17 protein-coding genes are annotated in these 19,067 nt (G+C 66.6%); 10 read left to right on the forward strand and 7 right to left on the reverse strand.

All coding sequences use genetic code 11. From position 1 onward, the window contains the following. Positions 1-449 (forward strand): HNH endonuclease signature motif containing protein (locus tag ABZX86_RS33590; protein ID WP_355129393.1); only part of this gene is annotated, 449 nt, incomplete at its 5' end. Between the two features lie 1,081 nt (positions 450-1,530). On the opposite strand, the gene ABZX86_RS33595 is transcribed toward ABZX86_RS33590, so the two are convergent. Further along, positions 1,531-2,367, reverse strand: coding sequence for an alpha/beta hydrolase (locus tag ABZX86_RS33595; protein WP_355129395.1), 837 nt, complete (start codon positions 2,365-2,367; stop codon positions 1,531-1,533). A gap of 70 nt (positions 2,368-2,437) precedes the next feature. Between ABZX86_RS33595 and ABZX86_RS33600 the strand changes: the two genes are divergently transcribed. Next, positions 2,438-2,878: a helix-turn-helix domain-containing protein gene (locus tag ABZX86_RS33600; protein WP_355129397.1), complete on the forward strand. Its 441-nt coding sequence runs from the start codon at positions 2,438-2,440 to the stop codon at positions 2,876-2,878. 112 nt (positions 2,879-2,990) lie between these two features. After that, positions 2,991-4,133, forward strand: a complete 1,143-nt coding sequence (locus tag ABZX86_RS33605) for a metallophosphoesterase (protein WP_355129399.1) — start codon at positions 2,991-2,993, stop codon at positions 4,131-4,133. A gap of 311 nt (positions 4,134-4,444) precedes the next feature. Here ABZX86_RS33605 and ABZX86_RS33610 read toward each other — a convergent pair whose 3' ends face one another. The 4 genes from ABZX86_RS33610 to ABZX86_RS33625 form a co-directional block, all read right to left on the reverse strand. Then, positions 4,445-5,857, reverse strand: coding sequence for an FAD-dependent oxidoreductase (locus tag ABZX86_RS33610; protein ID WP_355129401.1), 1,413 nt, complete (start codon positions 5,855-5,857; stop codon positions 4,445-4,447). A gap of 231 nt (positions 5,858-6,088) precedes the next feature. Next, complete coding sequence (locus ABZX86_RS33615; RefSeq protein WP_355129403.1) at positions 6,089-7,573, reverse strand: gamma-aminobutyraldehyde dehydrogenase; 1,485 nt, start codon at positions 7,571-7,573, stop codon at positions 6,089-6,091. 7 nt (positions 7,574-7,580) lie between these two features. Further along, positions 7,581-8,948: an aspartate aminotransferase family protein gene (locus ABZX86_RS33620; RefSeq protein ID WP_355129405.1), complete on the reverse strand. Its 1,368-nt coding sequence runs from the start codon at positions 8,946-8,948 to the stop codon at positions 7,581-7,583. A gap of 11 nt (positions 8,949-8,959) precedes the next feature. Beyond that, positions 8,960-10,450: a CoA-acylating methylmalonate-semialdehyde dehydrogenase gene (locus ABZX86_RS33625; protein WP_355129407.1), complete on the reverse strand. Its 1,491-nt coding sequence runs from the start codon at positions 10,448-10,450 to the stop codon at positions 8,960-8,962. Positions 10,451-10,721: 271 nt separating this feature from the next. Between ABZX86_RS33625 and ABZX86_RS33630 the strand changes: the two genes are divergently transcribed. From ABZX86_RS33630 to ABZX86_RS33645, 4 genes are all read left to right on the forward strand, one after another. Then, positions 10,722-12,320: a PucR family transcriptional regulator gene (locus ABZX86_RS33630; protein WP_355129409.1), complete on the forward strand. Its 1,599-nt coding sequence runs from the start codon at positions 10,722-10,724 to the stop codon at positions 12,318-12,320. A gap of 42 nt (positions 12,321-12,362) precedes the next feature. Next, positions 12,363-12,881, forward strand: a complete 519-nt coding sequence (locus tag ABZX86_RS33635) for a VOC family protein (protein ID WP_355129411.1) — start codon at positions 12,363-12,365, stop codon at positions 12,879-12,881. After that, positions 12,878-13,786: a MerR family transcriptional regulator gene (locus ABZX86_RS33640; protein WP_355129413.1), complete on the forward strand. Its 909-nt coding sequence runs from the start codon at positions 12,878-12,880 to the stop codon at positions 13,784-13,786. Before ABZX86_RS33635 ends, ABZX86_RS33640 begins: the two co-directional genes overlap by 4 nt. A 405-nt stretch (positions 13,787-14,191) precedes the next feature. Further along, complete coding sequence (locus tag ABZX86_RS33645; RefSeq protein ID WP_355129415.1) at positions 14,192-14,731, forward strand: isoprenylcysteine carboxylmethyltransferase family protein; 540 nt, start codon at positions 14,192-14,194, stop codon at positions 14,729-14,731. A gap of 17 nt (positions 14,732-14,748) precedes the next feature. On the opposite strand, the gene ABZX86_RS33650 is transcribed toward ABZX86_RS33645, so the two are convergent. Further along, entirely contained in the window at positions 14,749-15,591 is an 843-nt protein-coding gene (locus ABZX86_RS33650; RefSeq protein WP_355129416.1) for a hypothetical protein, read from the reverse strand. 272 nt (positions 15,592-15,863) lie between these two features. On the opposite strand from ABZX86_RS33650, the gene ABZX86_RS33655 reads away from it, so the two are divergent. The 3 genes from ABZX86_RS33655 (at position 15,864) to ABZX86_RS33665 (ending at position 18,521) form a co-directional block, all read left to right on the forward strand. Further along, complete coding sequence (locus ABZX86_RS33655; protein ID WP_355129418.1) at positions 15,864-17,252, forward strand: cytosine permease; 1,389 nt, start codon at positions 15,864-15,866, stop codon at positions 17,250-17,252. A 23-nt stretch (positions 17,253-17,275) separates the two neighbouring features. After that, the gene (locus tag ABZX86_RS33660; protein ID WP_297619069.1) at positions 17,276-17,707 is read left to right on the forward strand and encodes a nucleoside deaminase; all 432 of its coding nucleotides are present in this window, start codon (positions 17,276-17,278) and stop codon (positions 17,705-17,707) included. Between the two features lie 136 nt (positions 17,708-17,843). Next, a complete protein-coding gene (locus tag ABZX86_RS33665; protein WP_355129420.1) occupies positions 17,844-18,521 on the forward strand; it encodes an NADPH-dependent F420 reductase in 678 nt (225 codons plus the stop codon). Positions 18,522-18,681: 160 nt separating this feature from the next. Here the strand turns inward: ABZX86_RS33665 and ABZX86_RS33670 are convergent, their stop codons facing one another. Next, complete coding sequence (locus ABZX86_RS33670) at positions 18,682-19,041, reverse strand: DUF4189 domain-containing protein (RefSeq protein ID WP_355129422.1); 360 nt, start codon at positions 19,039-19,041, stop codon at positions 18,682-18,684. Positions 19,042-19,067: the final 26 nt, after the last annotated feature.

Genomic DNA, 19,067 nt, shown 5'->3' on the forward strand with positions numbered 1-19,067 from the left:
ACATCGGGGAAATCCGGTTGGCGAACCCGGCACAACGGCTGGCATTGATCGCCACCGAACGCGGGTGCACCCGCCCCGGCTGCTCGGCTCCGGCGGCTATGGCGGCGGCCCATCATGTGACCGAGTTCAGCAAGGGCGGCCCCACCGACATCGAAAACCTCACTCTGGCGTGCGATCACTGCCACGCCCTGGTCAAGGACGGCCCACGCGGGTGGAAAACGATCAAACTCGGTCAGGATTCGGATTTCCCGGGCCGTACGGCGTGGATCGCCCCCGCTCATGTGGATCCGTCCCGGACGCCACGGGTCAATCACCTGCATCACCCGGGTGAGTTGTTGACCGAGGTTCCGCCGTCGCTGCGGCCTCGCAGGGTGTGTCGTGCCTCGGGGTTGTCACCGGTTCGGTACCGGGTGGTCGGCCGGGCCATCACACCCCCACCGCGACAATAGATTTCCCGCCCCTGGTGTCACCGACAGGATCACCCTGTCGGTGCTAGAGGTCGTTGCCGCATCGGCTTTCGGGCCGGTTCGCTCGCCGAACAGTGACAACCCCACCGCGACAACAGGTTTCCCCGCCCCCCACGCGCACCCGCAGGGCAGCAACACCACCGAGGGCCACCACCGAATCTGCTCGGCCACCGGACCACACAACTACGCCAGACCGCGAGTCTTCCCTGCCCCTGCCCCTGCCCCTGCCCCTGCCCTGCGGGCCTGATCCCGCTCCGGCGACAGGCCGTCGCCCGACGTGGCCTTCCGGGTTCTTGTTCTTCGATCCCTTGTTTCCAGGCGTCCTTGTCTTTCGGCTCTTGTCTTTTCGTCTTGTGTCTTTGAGACCGGACCACAGCCGGTCGACCCCGCCGGTACCGCGGGTATCTCCTTATCCCGGAAGGTAAATCGGGTACCCCACCTGACGCCACCAGCACGGCCATCTCGGGCCCTGCCCGCACCCAGAAACCCACCACCGCCTCTCGGCGCAAGCAACCCAGGTGCACCGGCCTGTCTCGGTCTCGAATCCCTCCGAAGCAGGCACTGCACAGGCCTTCTCTGCGACCGCACGGCAGGTGTTTACGCGGGATAGACCTGATAACCGTTGTGCCGCTGAGAGACCCGCTGTTCCGTCCATGGTGGCCGATGGTTTCTATGCCGAAACCGTCGGTGCACCTGGGTTTCTTGCCTCCCGGGCAGGGTTGGTCAGCAGGGGGTGCGGGCAAAGCCCGAGATGGCCGTGCTGGGCACGTGGGGAGGGGTACCCGGCTTACCTTCCGCAGTTGGGACGATTACCTGCGGTACCGGCGGGGTCGACCGGCTGTGGTCACGTTCTCGAGACGAAAACTAAGTAGCACTTGGTGTCTCGCGCGATGCTCGGGGGCGCGACTACTAGTCGAGTGAGTTCGAGTCCAGGTCAGTGTGGGTTTGCTTGTGTGCACCAGGATCACGCAATCGAGGTCGTCACTGGTGCCGTGACCATTGGGTTCGTGGCGATCGGTGATTGGGGTGATCGGTGGGCTGGTGGTGGCGGCTCCGGCCGAGCTCAGGGGCGGGCGGAGGCGATCAAGGTACGTACCTGTTCGGCGTAGGCGGCGGGGTGGGTGAGATTTCCATTGTGGCCGCCGGGGAATTCGGCGATGGGGACGTTCACGAGTTTGCCGAGTTCGGCTGTGCATTTGCGGTCGAAGACCTGCTGTGGGGTGCGACGGCCCCAGGCGGGCACGATCTGCACTTCGGTCTGCTGTAGTCGCAGGACGTCGAGCCGATCCTCGCGAACGGCCGTGAAGTCGTGCTCGATGAAATAGCTGAAGTTGGCGGCTCTTTCGGCGCTGATGGGGATCGGCTGCACGCCCGGTTCGATTTCTTGATCGGCGGGATTGATGCCGAGTGTGCGCGCCATGGGTGCGAGGGCCGCCTGCCATCCTTCGGCCCGGTACACCTGCTGGCAGTGTTCGAGTTCGCGCATGTGCCGGGCGCGATCGGTGGCGGCCAGCAGCCACGGTGAGACCGGCTCGTGTGCGATGAGTAGTTGCAGTTGCTCGGGATGTGTTGTGGCCAAATGCAATCCGATCGAAGCGCCCAGGCTGCAGCCGAGCATGCGCACCGGACCGTCCGCGATCTCGGACAGCAGGCGGTGTACATCATCGGCGTGTGTCGCGACGGTGACGGGCCAGGAATCCTGAATTCGACTGTGCGACAACCCCCGTCGGTCATAGGTAAGAACGGTGAAGTCATTCTCCAGTCGCCGCACCAGATCCTCGCTGCGCCGTGCGTCACCCTCGCCGCTCTGTGAGATGAGCAGCATCGGCCCGGCGCCGCGAATCTCGTAGTAGAGCTCGGCTCCGGGGACCTGCAGGGTGGCGGTTTCGATCGTGTTCATGCCACCGACGATAATCCATCAATCCTGATACATCAATACTGATGCATCAGGATTGATGTACCGTGAGCGCATGAACGGAGTCGAGCTGTTCCTCCTGGGACGCACGCTGATGAAGCTCGGTGAGCAATCACTGCCCGAGGTCCCGCAGCGCGGCGGTCACCGCGGGGTACTGGTGGCGCTCAGCGATATCCTCGACCACCCCGGCACCACCATCAGCGAGATCGCCGCCCGCACCGGCCTGCCGCAGAGCGCGGTCTCGAATGCCGTGGCGCGATTGAAGGAATCCGGTTCCGTCACCACCGCACCCGATCCGCGCGACGGCCGGCGCACCCTCATCAGCCGGGCGGCCGAGGTGTCCGAGCGCGTCACGCAGGTGCGCGCGACCACCATTCACGATGCCCTCGCCCGCGCCCTCGGCACCGATGATGCGGCGGCCGTCGAGGAGGTCGCCGCCGCATTGTCCCTGCTGTCGGAACGCCTGCGGGTACGCCCGGAGGATCCGGCGTCCTAGCCCCGAATTGCTCGTCCGGCCGCGGTTGCCGGGTGCAGGTATCGTCGGTGCGGGGGAATCGACGGCGCTGGATACAAGGTCCGTGCCCCTTGCCCCATGAGGACGGACTCTGTTGAACAGAATTCCCCGCCAGGTCATATTCCTGGCGATTCCAGCGCTGCTATTCCTGCTCCCGTGGTGGGTGCTGGTCTACACCACCACATCGGGGGCGGCCTGCTGGGCATTGTCGGCGCTGTTCGTACTGGGCTATATCGGTCTGCCCGCCGCCATGTTCACCGGGCACGGTCCGAAGCAGTCGGATACCGCCGCGCTGATCGGCGATACCGGGCTGGGCGTGATGTGGGTGCTGTTCACCTGGTCCGCCATCGGCGCGGTGGCGCGCACGGTACTGATCCTGGCCGGTGTCGATGATCCAGCGCGTTCGCGCATCGTTGCCCTTGGCGTGCTTGTGATTTCGGCCGCTCTCGTCGCCTGGGGCATCTACGAGGCCCGGCGCATCCCACGCGTGCTGACCGTCGATGTGACCATCCCCAAGCTCGCACCCGGCCTCGACGGGCTGCGCGTAGTGGTGGTCACCGATACCCACTACGCCGCCACCGACCGCCTGCGCTGGTCGGAGCGAGTAGTCGAGGTCGTCAATGCGCAGAAGCCGGATATCGCCTGTCACGCAGGCGATCTCGCGGACGGCTCGGTAGTGAAGCGCCGCGCGCAGGTAGATCCCCTGGGCAAGGTCGAAGCCACCTTCGGCCGCTTCTACATCACCGGCAACCACGAATACTTCGGCGATGCCCCCGGCTGGATCGAGCACATGGCGGGCCTGGGCTGGCAGCCTCTGCACAACCAGCACGAGATCCTCACCCGAGACGGCGACCGCCTGGTCATGGCCGGCATCGACGACCCCACCGGCGTCGCCCTCACCGGCCACGGCCCGAACCTCCCCGCTGCCCTATCCGGCGCGGACCCCGAACTCCCGGTAATCCTGCTCGCCCACCAGCCCAAGCAGATCACCGACGCGGTGGAACACGGTGTCGCCCTCCAGATCTCCGGCCACACCCACGGCGGCCAAATCTGGCCCTTCCGCTACCTGGTCCTCCTCGACCAGCCGGTAGTGGCCGGCCTCAGCCGCCACGGCGCCACCCAGCTTTACACCAGCCGAGGCACCGGCTTCTGGGGCCCACAGCTCCGCGTCTTCGCCCCGAGCGAGATCACCGTCCTGGTCCTCCGCAGCCCAGAACTCGCAGGCGCTGCGGCATAGGCCTGTCCGTACCCACAGTTCATCAGGGCGCGGTCGGGCGGGCCTGCGATCTACCGGAGGCGTACGGCCCGTCGGAGGCTGCGGCCCATCGGCGGCATACGACCCATCGGCGGTTTGCGGTCCATCGGCGGGCCGCAAGCTGACGATCGAACGCGGAATTCGATTGCCGCATCGACGTATTCGCCCGTGATCCTGGGGCGTGGTTATCGTCCGATCATCGAATCCGGCAGCAGCCGCAGGGCATCGCGTTGCGGGAGCGGCGACCCGAACAGTCCGGGTCGCCGCTCTGCCGCAGCTGTCGAAGTCCGGCCTCAGCTGTCGAAGCCGAGTCCGGTCAATTCCATTGTTTTGAGCCAGAGGTTGCGGCGGCCCTGATGGGCGTCGGCGCGGGCCATCGACCAGCGGGTCAGGTGAATGCCGGCTGAGCGCAAGGGCTCTGGCGGCAGGGGGAGGGGGCGGGAGCGGACCATGCGGAGGCGGGTGCGTTCGGTGTCGAGGTTCCAGAGGCGGTCGAGCATTACTTCGGCGCCGAAGCGGGTTGCGCCTACGCCCAGGCCGGTGTAGCCGGCGGCGTAGGCGAGTTTGCCTTTGAAGGCCGAGCCGAAGAAGGCGCAGAAGCGGCCGCAGGTGTCGATGATGCCGCCCCAGCGGTGGGTGAAGCGCAGGCCGTCCAGTTGCGGGAAGGTCTGGAAGAAGTGCTGGGCCAGGGTTTCGAAGGTGGCCTCATTGCATTCCAGGCCGGGCGCGATCTTGCTTCCGAAGTGATAGATCGCGTCGTAGCCGCCGAAGAGAATGCGGTTGTCGCTGGTCAGGCGGTAGTAGTGGAAGCGGTACGAGGCATCGCCGAGCCCCATGCGGCCGGCCCAGCCGATGGATTCCAGCTGCTGCGCGGTCAGCGGTTCGGTCATGAGCGCGTAGTCGTAGACGGGCACCACGTGGCGGGACACCTTGGCCAGCGGACCCTGAAATGCGCTGGTGCACAGTGCGACTCGCGGCGCCCGCACCTCGCCGTGCGGAGTGTGCAGGTCCAGCGCGCCCTGTGTCTTCGAAATGCGTTGCACCGGAGTGCCTTCGAAGATGCGCACGCCCTTCTTCAGGCAGGCGCGGCGCAGCCCCCACGCCAGGCGGGCCGGATCCAGCATGGCCACACCGTCGCGATCCCACCGCCCGCCGAGATAGGTGGGGGAGTGCACCATCTGCTGTGCGCCCTGCGCATCCAGAAGTTCACTGCGATAGCCGAGATCGACTGCCGCATCATGACTTTCCCGCAGCCACTCCAGTTCGTGCGGCGCGGTGGCGACCTCCATCTCGCCGGTACGCTCGAAATCGCAGTCGATATCGTAGCGGCGGATGGCGCTCTCGATCTCGTCGAGGTTCTTCCGGCCCAGCCGCTCCAGATCGCCGATCTCGTCGGGGAAGCGGTCCACACCATTGGAGAGGCCGTGCGTGAGACTGGCGGCGCAGAAGCCGCCATTGCGGCCGGAAGCCGCATGCCCGCACAATCCGGATTCGATGAGCACCACATCGAGACCCGGATCTCTCTCCTTGGCCAGCAGCGCGGTCCACAATCCGCTGTACCCGCCGCCGATGACGGCCAGATCGGCGTCGGTGGCGGTGGTCAGCGGGTCGGTCGAGGACGGGCGCTCGGGCCGGTCAGTCCAGAACGGCGTCGGCGCTGCTTCGGAGAGTGCCGACGCCAACAGTTTGCTTCCTTTGGCCTGCATGGCCGATCAACTCCTTCTCTCTTGCCGCACGGTCCAGCCGCGTGGCCCAACGACATTTGTGTTGGTCTCAGGGAACGCGAAAGCCGCCGGCGGTCGATACGACCGGACCCGGCGGCTCGCGGGAAAATCAGCTGGTGGCGGCGCGATCGTCCGAGCGGCGGCGATTACGCAGCTGCCCGGCGATATCGAGGAAAGGCCACATGAGAGGGAGAATAGCCCAGAACCCGGCAATCAGGCTCGGAAGACCACGTCGTGCCAGGGTTTGTGCGCGGCGGCGGTGATATCCGACATGACATGCTTGATATTGGTGTACTCGTCGAATGAGTAGGCAGACATATCCTTTCCGAATCCGGACGCCTTGTATCCGCCGTGCGGCATCTCGCTGAGGATCGGAATATGGTCATTGATCCACACGCAACCGGCCTGGATCTCCCGGCTCGCGCGCTGGGTCCGGAATACATTCGCCGACCAGGCCGAGGCCGCCAGACCGTACGCCGTATCGTTCGCCAGCGCGATGGCCTCGTCATCGGTATCGAACGGCAGCACCACGAGTACCGGCCCGAAGACCTCGTTCTGCACGATTTCCGAATCCTGCGCGGCGCCGGTGATCAGCGTCGGCTCGAAATAGGCGCCACCGGCGGCGGTGTGCTCCGGAATTCGCCCGCCGCGCACCACTTTCGCACCGTATTCACGGGCCCGATCCACCATGCCGATCACTTTGTCCCGATGGGGCAGCGAAATCAGCGGTCCCATATCGGTTTCGGGATCGTCCACCGGTCCCAGCGTCACCCGATCCATGAGATCGGCCACCCGGCTGACGAATTCGTCGAACAGCGGCCGCTGCACATAGGCACGGGTGGCCGCGGTGCAATCCTGCCCGGCATTGATGAGCGATCCGGCGACCGCGCCGCGTGCGGCGGCCTCGAGATCTGCATCGTCGAAGACCACGAACGGCGCCTTACCGCCGAGCTCCAGGTGCACCCGCTTCACGGAACCGGCCGCGGCTGCGGCCACCTGCCTGCCGACCACGGTCGATCCGGTGAAGGACACCATCGCGACATGCGGATGTTCGACGAGCGCTTGACCAGCGACGGGCCCGACACCGGTGAGCACATTGATCACGCCCGGCGGCACACCGGCCTCGGTCGCGAGCTCCGCGAACAGCAGTGAGGTCAGCGGAGTGAGCTCGGAAGGCTTGAGCACGATGGTGTTTCCGGCCGCGACCGCCGGCAGGATCTTCCACCCCGCCATCTGCAGCGGATAGTTCCACGGCGATATGGAGCCGATCACCCCGAGCGGTTCCCGGCGGATGCTGGAGGTGTGATCGGCCGAATACTCGGCCGACGCCTTACCCTCCAAATGGCGTGCGGCCCCGGCGAAGAACGCGACATTGTCGATGGTGCCCGGTACATCGAACTCCTGCGCCAGCCGAATCGGCTTGCCCGCATTGCGGCTTTCGACCGCCGCCAGCTCCCCAGCGTGATCGCGCAGCAGCCGCACCCAGCGGTGCATGATGTCCGATCGCTCGCCCGGCGTCATCCCCGCCCACTGCGGGAAGGCCGCGCGGGCGGCGGCAACGGCGGCCTCCACATCCGCGACGGTCGCGCTCGCGCCGGAGGCGATGATTTCTCCGGTCGACGGCGCGGTGATATCCAGCGGTGCACCGGACCCGGCGCGGCGGGCCCCGCCGATGAATTGCAGTTCCTGCGGACTCACTGCGCTCCTAGCTGACGAGATGGGAATCGGCGACGGACAACGCCTGATCCAGAATGGCCAGACCCTCTTTCGCCTCACCCTCGGAGATGGTGCACGGCGGAACGACATGCAGCCGATTGAAATTGACGAACAGCAGCAGACCGGCCGCCTTGGCGGCGGCGACGGTCTCGGCCATGGCCGGGCTGGTGCCGCCATAGGGTGCCAGCGGCTCTCGGGTTTCGCGGTCGCGCACCAGTTCCAGCGCCCAGAACACACCCAGGCCGCGCACCTCACCGATGCTCGGATGCCGTTCGGCGAGTTCGCGCAGCGCGGGCCCGAGCACGTTTTCGCCGATGGACGCCGCATTCTCGACAATGCCCTCGTCCCGCATGGCATTGATGGTGGCCACCGCGGCCGCCGTGGCGAGCGGATGCCCGGAGTAGGTCAGCCCGCCGGGATAGGCGCGATCGTCGAAGGTCGCCGCGATATGCGGTGCGATGGCCACCCCGCCCAGCGGCACATAGCCGGAATTCACGCCCTTGGCGAAGGTGATGAGATCCGGAACGACATCGAAATGGTCTATGGCGAACCACTTTCCGGTGCGCCCGAAGCCCGCCATGACCTCATCGGCGATGAAGACGATGCCGTGCCGATCGCACAATTCCCGCACCCCGGCCATATATCCCGGCGGCGGAACCATGATTCCGGCGGTACCGGGCACCGACTCCAGCACGATCGCGGCAATGGTGCCCGGACCCTCCATGAGGATCGTCTGCTCGAGATGCTCGAGCGCCCGCTGCGACTCCTCGGCCTCGGTGCTCGCATGGAATCGCGTGCGGTACAGGAACGGTCCGAAGAAGTGCACCACACCGGCATTGCCGTGATCGTTCGGCCAGCGCCGCGGGTCACCGGTGAGATTGACCGCGGTCTCGGTGCCGCCGTGATACGAGCGGTAGCGCGAGAGCACCTTGTAGCGCCCGGTGTGCAGCCGCGCCATGCGCACCGCGTGCTCGACGGCGTCCGCGCCGCCATTGGTGAAGAAGATCCGATTCAGCTCGCCGGGTGTGCGTTCGGCGATCAGCCGGGCGGCCTCCGAGCGGGCGTCATTGGCGTGCGGCGGCGCGACTGTGCACAGCTTGGCCGCCTGCTCCTGAATCGCCGCGACCACCTTCGGATGCTGGTGGCCGATATTGGTATTCACCATCTGGGAGGAGAAATCCAGCAGCCGCGAGCCCTCGCCGTCCCACACGTACGAGCCCTGTGCGGCGGTGATGACCATGGGCTTCAGCTGCGCCTGCGCCGACCACGAGTGGAAGACGTGCTTGCGGTCGAGCTCGTACGCGCGGGCGGCCTGTACGCGGGCGGCCTCGGGAGTCAAACCATTGGGAAGTGTCATCACAGTTCCGATCAGTTGTTCTGCGGGAAGCCGAGATTCAGGCCGCCGTGACTGGGATCGAGCCAGCGCGAGGTGACAGCCTTGGTGCGGGTGAAGAAGTGCACGCCGTCGATGCCGTGCGCATGGGAATCGCCGAAGAGCGAATTCTTCCAGCCACCGAAACTGTAATAGGCCATCGGCACCGGGATCGGGACGTTGATGCCGACCATGCCGACCTCGACCTCATTGTGGAAGCGCCGGGCCGCGCCGCCGTCATTGGTGAAAATGGCGGTGCCATTGCCGTACTGATTGTTGTTGATGAGCGCCAGCGCCTCGTCGTAGGTGTCGACGCGCACCACCGACAGCACCGGGCCGAAGATCTCGTCGGTGTAGACGCTCATCTCGGGGGTGACATTGTCGAGAATGGTGGGGCCCAGCCAGAATCCGTCCGCCGCGCCGTCGGCGTCCACCGTGCGGCCGTCGAGAACGACTGTCGCACCGGCGGATTCACCTGCCGCGATATAGGAGGCGACCCTGTCACGATGCGCCTCGGTGACCAGCGGGCCCATATCCGAACCCTTGGTACCGTCACCGGTGCGAATAGTCTTGGTGCGCTGGGCGATCCGCGCCACCAGGTCATCGGCGATCGGTCCGACCGCGACCAGCGCGCTGATCGCCATGCACCGTTCGCCCGCCGAACCGAAGCCCGCGTTCACCGCGGCGTCGGCGGCCAGATCCAGATCGGCGTCGGGCAGCACCACCATATGGTTCTTGGCGCCGCCGAGGGCCTGCACCCGCTTGCCGTGCGCGGTGCCGCGCTCGTAGACGTACTTGGCGATCGGGGTGGAGCCGACGAACGAAACCGCCTTGATCGCAGGGTTTTCCAGCAGTTCGTCCACCGCGACCTTATCGCCCTGCACCACATTGAAGACGCCGGCGGGCAATCCGGCCTCCTCCCACAGGGCCGCGGTCCACAGCGCCGCCGAGGGATCCTTCTCACTCGGCTTGAGCACCACGGTGTTGCCGGCGGCAATGGCCAGCGGGAAGAACCACATGGGCACCATGGCTGGAAAATTGAACGGCGAGATGATCGCGATCGGGCCCAGCGGCTGGCGAATGGAGAAGATGTCCACCTTGCTGGAGGCGTTCTCGGTGTAGCCTCCCTTGAGCAGATGCGGTATGCCGCAGGCGAATTCGACGACCTCCAAACCCCGCGTCACCTCGCCCAGCGCATCGGAGAGCACCTTGCCGTGCTCGGCGGTGATGATCGCCGCGATCTCCTCCTTGCGGGCGTTGAGCAGCTCGCGGAAGCGGAACAGCACCTGGGTGCGCTTGGAGAGCGAGGCGTCGCGCCAGGCCGGGAAGGCCGCGGCGGCGGCGTCGACAACCGTTCGCACATCCGCCGCATTCGCCAGCGAAACCTGCCCGGTGACCACCCCGGTCGCCGGATTGGTCACCGGCGCGGTGGCGGTGCTGGTTCCGGTGAATGATTTGCCGTCGACCCAGTGCGCGATGGTCTGCATATCTCCTCGATTCGATGGATGGAACTGGCTCCGCATATGGAGATGGGCCCGGCCCCCGTCACCGGCATGACTGGGGTCGGGCCTCGGAGGTGGGCGTAGCCGCCCGTGGCCACCGGAGGCCACGGGCAGGATGAGGACCTGCCGCGACCGCCGATGCCGGAGAAGCCGTCGGGCGGGACTGCGGTGGCCCGATCCCTACTCTGCATGAAGATTGTCGCCGCACACCCCGACGTTTTGTACGGTGTTTCAGCATTGGTATTACGATTCGTAGGTGCTCCTCACCGTTGCTGATGTCCTGGCCATACCCGTGGTGCGCGCCGGGCGGCCGGAGGTCGCCGGCGGTGGATCGCTGGACCGGCCGGTGCGCTGGGTGCACGTCAGCGAACTCTCGGATGTCGCGAAACTTCTGGTGGGCCGGGAACTGATCCTGACCACCGGGCAGGCGCTGTCGCACAGCGATACGGCGACCGTCGACTATCTGGAATCCCTGGCCGCCGCCGGGGTATCGGGCCTGGTCGTCGAATTGGGCACGTATATCAGGGAATTGCCGCCGATCGTGGCCGCGACCGCCGACCGGCTGCAGCTGCCGATCGTCGCGCTCGGTGAGGTGGTGCGATTCGTCGAGGTCACCGAGGCGGTGCACCGCGTCATCGTGGCAGACCAGTACGCCGAACTGGAATTCGCGCACAGCGTGCACGAGACCTTCACCGATCTGAGCGTGCGCCGCGCGTCCCTCGCCGAGATCGTCAAGACCGCGGCGGGTCTGCTCGACGCCTCCGTGGTGCTCGAGGATCTGACCCACCGGGTGCTCGCCGCCACCGCGCGCCACACCGCCACCTCGACGCTGCTCGACCACTGGGAGACCACCTCCCGCCTGCTGCCCGACCACGATGCGAATGTGGTGCCGGTGGGCCCGCATATGCAGCGCTGGGGCCGGCTCATCCTGCGCTCCAGCCGAGTCCCCGATGCCCGCGCCCGCATGGTCCTCGAGCGTGCCGCGCAAACACTCACCCTGCATCGCATGGTCGAGCGCGATCGCTTCGGACTGCACCGGCAGGCGCAGACCGGTCTCATCGACGACATGATCAACGGCCGTCTCACCGATGAGCGTGATGCCCTCGCGCTCGCGGCCACCCTCGGTCTCGCGCGCCGGGCGCGCTACATCCCGCTCGCCATCGACGTGGCGGCCGCGATCGAATCCGATCCCGTTGCCCACCAGCGGCGCACCGCCGCGATTCTCGACGCGGCGCTGCACGGCGTGGCACTGGCCAAGGCGACCGCCCTGGCCGCGCCCGATCACGGCAATCGGGTGAACCTCGTGCTGGCGGTCTCGCGCACCGGTGATCTCGACACAGTTCTCACGGCCGTCTGCACCCTCATGCTCGGCGAAATCCGCCGGGTACCGGGCGTCGACCGTGCCGTACTGGGCGTGGGCGCCGAATCCGATTCACTCCTGGACACCGCCCGTGAACTCTCCCAGGCCGCGCACGTAGCCGAAGTCGCACTCTCCCTGGCCTCTTCCGCGCCCCGCCCCTTCTATCGCAGCGGCGACGTCCGGCTGCGCGGCCTGCTCTCCCTCATTCGCGACGAACCCGGAGTGCAGCGTTTCGCCGAAACCGAACTGAGCGCGCTACTCCGCTACGACATCCGCCAATCAGCCGACCTCACCCGCACGCTGCGCCAATTCCTGGATCTGGCAGGCAATAAGACCGAATTGGCCAAGCGCCTCAATATCAGCCGCCCCACCCTCTACGACCGCCTCTCGCGCATCGAACGCATCCTCGACGTGGACCTCGACGACGGCGAGACCCGCACCTCTCTGCACACCGCCCTGCTCATCCGCGACCTCACCGTCCCCGGCGAGATGTAGCCGGCTTGACCCTCACGCTGCGTGAGGCTCGACGATCGGGGCATGAGCGAATACATCAGTCCCGTCCCCATGCCCGCCCTCGACGCGGTTGCTCCCGAGCCCTTTCGCGGCTATTACGGCATGCCGATGTTCGTCATCGTCCCGACCGCTGATCTCGCGGCATCGCTGGATTTCTGGACGCGCGGCCTCGGATTCATCGATATCTTCACCGTGCCCGATCGGCTGATCCACCTGCGGCGCTGGGCATTCCAGGATGTGCTGCTCGTACCGGGGGAGCCTGCCGCCGAGGCCTCCGCGCTGCGGACGAGTTTCGCCTGTGTGCTCAGCCAGATCGAGGAGATCGCCGCGCGCTGCGAAGGTTTGCTGCCGGGGTCCGCGGCTGAGCCGCGGGAGATGCCGTGGAACTCCCGCGAATTGACCGTCATCACACCCGAGAACGTCTGCGTTGTCATGACCGCCGCTCGCCCGCTGGACCCGCGCAGCCCGCAGGCCGATCACCTGCGCGCCATCGGCTTCGAGGTGCCGGAGATTGCCGAGACGCCGGAGATACTGAACCGATGACGGGAGATTCGGACGCACCTGTGGCAGGAGATTCGGCGGCACAGTCGGCGAGAGACGCGGCGGCACAGTCGGCCGGGGATTCCGCCGCGCACGTGGAAATCGGCGACCAGTCTCCCGCAGGGGCCCTCACCGTGGGTCGAGCGGCCGCTCTGGTCGGAATCAGCGTCCGAACGCTCCACCACTGGGATGTCATCGGCCTGGTTCAGCCGAGCGACCGCACCTGGTCCGGCTACCGCCTGTACTCCGCCGATGACATCGCCCGCATCCACCGCGTACTCGTCTACCGCGAACTCGGATTCCCCCTCGCCGATATCGCCCGCCTCCTCGACGATCCCGCCCTCGACGCCCGCACCCACCTGCGCCGTCAGCGCTCCCAGCTCGTCGACCGCATCGCCCGCCTGCAGCAGATGGTCGGCGCGGTCGACCACATGCTCGAAGCCTCCGGTGCCGGAATGCAATTGACGCCAGAACAGCAGGTCGAGATCTTCGGCGACGACTGGCATCCCGCCTGGATAGACGAGGCGCAGCAGCGCTGGGGCGAGAGTGCACAGTGGGCGCAGTACTCGGAGCGGGCAGCGGCAATGAGCCCGGACGACTGGCGTGCGGTGACCACCGAAACCGATTCCCTGCAAGCGGATTTCGCCGCTGCACTGCGCAACGGCGTCCTCCCCGGTTCCGAAGCAGCGAACGCACTGGCCGAACGCCACCGCGCCCTCTTCACGCGCTACTACTACGACTGCACCCATTCGATGCAGGTCTGCCTGGGCCGAATGTTCGTGGCAGACCCCGGCTTCGCGAAACACTACGACGCGATCGAGCCCGGCCTCCCGGTCTGGTTGCGCGACACCATCTTCGCGAACGCTGCGGCCTACGGTATCGACCCGGAATCCGCCATCTGGGAGTAGTCCCCCATCAGTCGAGTACCGCCCGGGGAATGCGATCGATGGTGCTGAGCAAGCGAATTCGTCCTACCTCAACGGTGGATTCGAGGGGTCCGGAGCTGTCGGCTGCCAGCCGGTCGGGGACGGCCGGGTGGTATCGAGCGACTGCTGATCGGCATAGCGCTCGAGGATCAGGAAACGGCCGGCTCGATCGGCTGCCCTGACCCATCCGAGACCTGCGGACCGGGGCAACTGGAGAACTTCCGCGGGCCATCGTGCACGCCCTGCCATCCGGCACATATCGGGGTCTCGTCAGGGAACTTCCCGATGTGCATCGGCGAAGGGGGGTGCTTCCCTTGATGGGCAGGTCAGTGTTCCGAACGAGGGGAGACAATTGTGAACGCCGCCGTCGTCACCAGTTGGATATGGTTGGCACTCGAGCTAGGGCTGCGCATACGCGACAGAGTGCGGCATACGGGTTCCACCGCCCGGGATCGCGGAACCAGGTTCACGATCTTCCTGCTGATGTTTCCCTCGGTATTGGTGGCCAGCATCGTCGCGGGCGTGCTGTCCTCGAACAGCCCGCTGCGATTCCCCGGCCCGCAACTGACCTGGGAAGTAATCGGCGTCGTGGTGATGTGGCTGGGCCTGATCGTGCGGGTGTGGGCAATTGCCGTGCTGGGCAAGTCATTCCGCACCACGGTCGAGGTCGATGCCGATCAGTCGGTGGTGGACCGGGGGCCGTACCACTGGATCCGCCACCCCTCCTATACCGGCGTTCTGCTGATCACTCTCGGCTTCGGCATCGCCGCGGACAACTGGATCTCCCTGCTCGTGGTGACGATCATTCCGACCTACGGCCTGATGCGGCGCATCGATGTCGAGGAGAAGGCCCTGGTCGAGACCATGGGGCGGCCGTACGAGAGCTATCGATCCACCACCAAGCGCCTGGTCCCCGGCGTCTGGTGACATGCGGCCGGGGAGTCTCAGATCGGGTTGGCGCCCATGGGGTTCGGGTAGGGGACCGCACCGCTGTGGGCGACGGCCTTCGCGGCCGGAGTGAGGGCCGCGAGGGCTGCCGCGATATCGGGGATGTCGCGGTAGGCGGTCATGGCCAGCTCGTCGGTGCGGGATTCGAGGTGGATGCGCAGGTTCCGGCCGGTATCGGTAATGCCGCTGTCATCGAGCAGACCGCGGGCTTGCAGGCGGTCGCGGGCTGCGGCCCAATCGGTTTCGGTCCAGCCGCGATTGTCGCGCCACATCTGCTCCGGCGCGCCAGTGTCGGCGGAGAAGAGAACATGGGCTTCACAGCCGTCGATGCCCTCGGCGAGCAGACACCCGACATGACCGTCGCCGCGATGCTCGCGCAGCGTGGTGGCGGCCTGCCAGAGCGCCTCGACGGGATCGGCGGGGATGGGCAGGTCGCGATTGGCCGCGAAGAGCGCGCGGCCGGGTGCGGGCGCTCCGGCGATGGCCGCCTGGAGTGCGGGCAGGGCCTCGTCGATGACGGCGGCGAGATCGGGGACCAGGGCCTGAAGCGCCCCTGCGGACGCGGTACTCCGGGTGGTCAGGGCAATCTCGGGAGTGGCGAAGGTCCACGCGTCGGGAATCGCGCGCCGGATCATCGCCGGGTGGAAGTTGTAGAACGTCGCTTCGATCACGCCGGGTCCGACGGCGCCCAGCGGTGCGGAGCGGGCGGCGAAATAGCCCATCCAGTACCCGCGGAAGCCGGCGGCCTTGTTGGCGGCGGTGCAGCTCGGCGCGAAATAGGTCACCGCGTGCAGGGGTTCGAGCACCCGCCACATCGCGCGGGCGAAGTCGTTGTCCATTCCGTCACACTACTTCCTAGGTTCATCTCACTAAAGTCAGATCGCCGGATGATTCTCCAGCACACTGAGGGCTGCCGGATTGTGCTGCGCTACAGGCGGATTGCCGCCCCGACGAATCGTAAGATTGCCCGCCTGTTTCCGCACTCACTGTAAGGTGTGTGACCTGGGTCACCATATTGATTTCCGCTGGTAACGCTGTTTCATATTCAGGCAACAATCGGGCCCGCACAATCCTCACAGGTCAAGCGACCGAGATTTGAGGAGTTGTATCTATGGCATCGACCCGGACCGAGGCGGCTTACAGCGATCGGCTGATAGCCGTCGAGCCCGGCGGCGACGATTTCATTCCCGACAGCGCCCGGCACGGCACGCCACGAAAACTGTTCTGGACGTGGATGTCTCCGAATATGGAGTTCGCGACGATCTTCGTCGGCGTCCTCGCCGTGACCGCCTACGGGATGAACTTCTGGCAGGCGAGTCTGGGTCTGGTGATCGGCCTCGGTCTCGGCGCGGTCGCGCACTATCTGCTCTCGGCGCGCGGCCCGCTGCACGGGGTGCCGCAAATGGTGCTGGGCCGCTTGGGATTCGGCTATCTAGGTAATGCGCTGCCCGCCGGATTCATGGCCATCATGTGCGGTGTCGGCTGGTTCGCCACCAATAGCGTCAGCGGCGCGTTCGCGCTGAACTCCCTGACCGGTCTGCCGAAACTGCCCTCCTTGCTCGTCATCGTGCTGGTGCAGACCGCTTTCGCATTCTTCGGCCACAATCTGGTGCAGGCCTTCGAGCGAATTGCCTTCCCGCTCTTGGCGATCGTCTTCGCCATTGTCACCGTGGTGATCTTCAGCAAGGCCGATCTGGGCGCACCCGCGCCGGCCGGAGGCGCGGGCGGCATGGGCGGATTCCTGCTGACCGTCGGCACCGCATTCGGTTACGGCGCGGGCTGGAATCCCTACGCCGCGGACTACTCTCGCTATCTGCCGTCCACCGTCTCCCGGACCGCGACCGGCCTCTGGGCCTCGGCCGGCCTCTTCCTCTCCTGTGCCTGGCTCACCGTGGTCGGCGCCGCCTCGGCGACCGTGGCCGCGACGGCCGAGGGCAGCCCGACCGATGTGTTCACCGCGAATCTGCCGACGGCACTGGCGAAGCTGACACTGCTGGCCATCGCGGTCGGCGCGGTGGCGGCCAATGCGCTCAATGTGTATTCGGGCGCAATGGCTTTCGTCACCATGGGCTTCAAGTTGCCGGTGCGCACGCAGCGGGCGCTGGTCTCGGCCGTCTTCGGTGTGGTCGGCTTCCTGGTCGCGTGGTGGGCGCTGCCCGACGCCGCGGCCAACTACGAGGCCTTCCTGCTGATCGTCGCCTACTGGATCGGCCCGTGGCTCGGCATCGTCTTCGCCGACGAGTACCTGCGGCGCGGCCAGCGCATCGATCACCTGCTCTACGACCGCTCGTACACCAACTGGGGTGGCGTGGCGGCCTTCCTGATCGGTCTGGTGCTGTCGGTGGTGCTGTTCTCCAATCAGGCGAAGTTCGTCGGCTACGCGGCCAAGGCCTGGCCGCAGCTCGGCGATATCACCTTCTTCGTCGGCTTCCTCATCTCCGGCGCGGCATATCTGCTGCTCAACCGTGCACGGATCGCGCGCGCGGCGGTGGCAGCATGATCGGCATGATCACCGCAAAAGATCTGCTGGTCACCGCCTATGACGAGGCGCAGCTCGGGCTCGCCGAGGGCGGCATTCCGATCGGCGCCGCGCTCTTCGACTCGGAGGGGAACCTGCTCGGCCGCGGTCACAATCGCCGCGTCCAGGCCGGAGACCCCAGCCTGCACGCCGAGACGGACGCCTTCCGCAATGCCGGTCGCCGCCGCGACTACCGCGACACCATCATGGTGACCACCCTGTCGCCCTGCTGGTACTGCAGCGGCCTGGTCCGCCAGTTCGGCATCGGCGCGGTGGTGGTGGGCGAGTCGATCACCTTCACCGGCGGCCACGAATGGCTTGCCGCACACGGGGTGTCGATCACCGTGCTGGACGATCCGGCCTGCGTGGACATGATGGAACGCTTCATCGCCGACCGGCCGGAACTCTGGAACGAGGACATAGGAGTAGCGGAGTGACCACCCGCGTCTGAGACCATCCGGCGAGTTCCTGCGGCCGTCGGGAGTGTGGCGGCCGCAGGGGCGAACCGGGCCGGGGCGCTGCGGCTCCCCATGCCAGGGAACATCCGCAGACGCGCGGGGGTTGGCACGAATCATGACTACCGTGGGATTGATCGGAAGCGGCAATATCGGCGGGACGCTGGCCAGACTGGCCGTCGCCGCCGGGATCGATGTGGTGCTGAGCAATTCCCGGGGGCCCGAGACCCTGGCCGATCTGGTGCGGGAGCTGGGGGAGCGGGCGCGCGCCGGAACTCCCGAGGAGGCCGCCGCGGCCGGAGACATTGTGGTGGTGACCGTTCCGTTGAAGGCCTATCGCGACGTACCCGCGGACCCGCTGGTCGGCAAGGTCGTCATCGACACCAATAACTACTACCCCGGGCGCGACGGCGAGTTCCCGGATCTGGAGGCGGGCACGGCCACCAGCAGTGAGCTACTGCAGCGGCATCTGCCGCGGTCACGGGTTGTCAAGGCGTTCAACAACATCTACTTCAAGCATTTGGCGGTACTGAGCCGCCCGGCCGGTGCGTCCGATCGGACCGCGCTGCCGATCGCGGGCGATGATTCCGACGCGAAAGCCGCTGCCACACAGTTCATCAATGCACTGGGCTACGACACGGTCGATATCGGCAGTGCGAGCGACAGCTGGCGAACCCATCCCGATACTCCCGCCTACGGTGCGCCGTACGCGGCCGCCGCTCCCTTCTGGGAGAACGACGCGGCCCCGGCCGATGCCGAGACGGTGCGCAAGGCGGTCGACGCCGCCGAACGGTGAAACTTCTTGCCCGATGGTGAAATCCATCGGCCGAATTGCCGGGCCGGACACTGCGGCATCCCCTCGGATGCGGTGCTGTCCGGGCCGGACAACCCGATTCATTTCCCCCGGGGCAGGCCCCTGCGGCAACGGTGTCAGGTCCGTCGCGCGGGGCCGCGGATCAGTCGTTGCAGATGGCCGCGCGCACGATGGTGGAATCGCCGTACCAGAGCGCGGAGCTCTCGGCCTCCGCCGGCGTGGAGCCGTAACCGCCGGTGTACTTGTTCATGCTCGCCGAGTAGGCGACCGAACCGCAGCCGGTGAAGGAGGCGACGGTCGAGCAGTCGCTGTAACCGCACTTGGCCTCGGCGGCCTGGCTGGCGGCGGACTCGGAGTCGTAATTCCAGGCCCAGCCCAGATCGCCATCACCGGAGACGGCGATGGCGCCCCAGTTGGCGGAGGCCGACGCCGGTGCGGCGGGCAGGACGGTGGCGAGAGCGGCGAACGCGATACCGGCGGTACCGAGAAGGATCTTGCGCATGAGTGTTCCTAGCTGTGTGTCGAACC

The sequence above is a fragment of the Nocardia sp. NPDC006630 genome (assembly GCF_040611495.1).
Taxonomy (GTDB): domain Bacteria; phylum Actinomycetota; class Actinomycetes; order Mycobacteriales; family Mycobacteriaceae; genus Nocardia.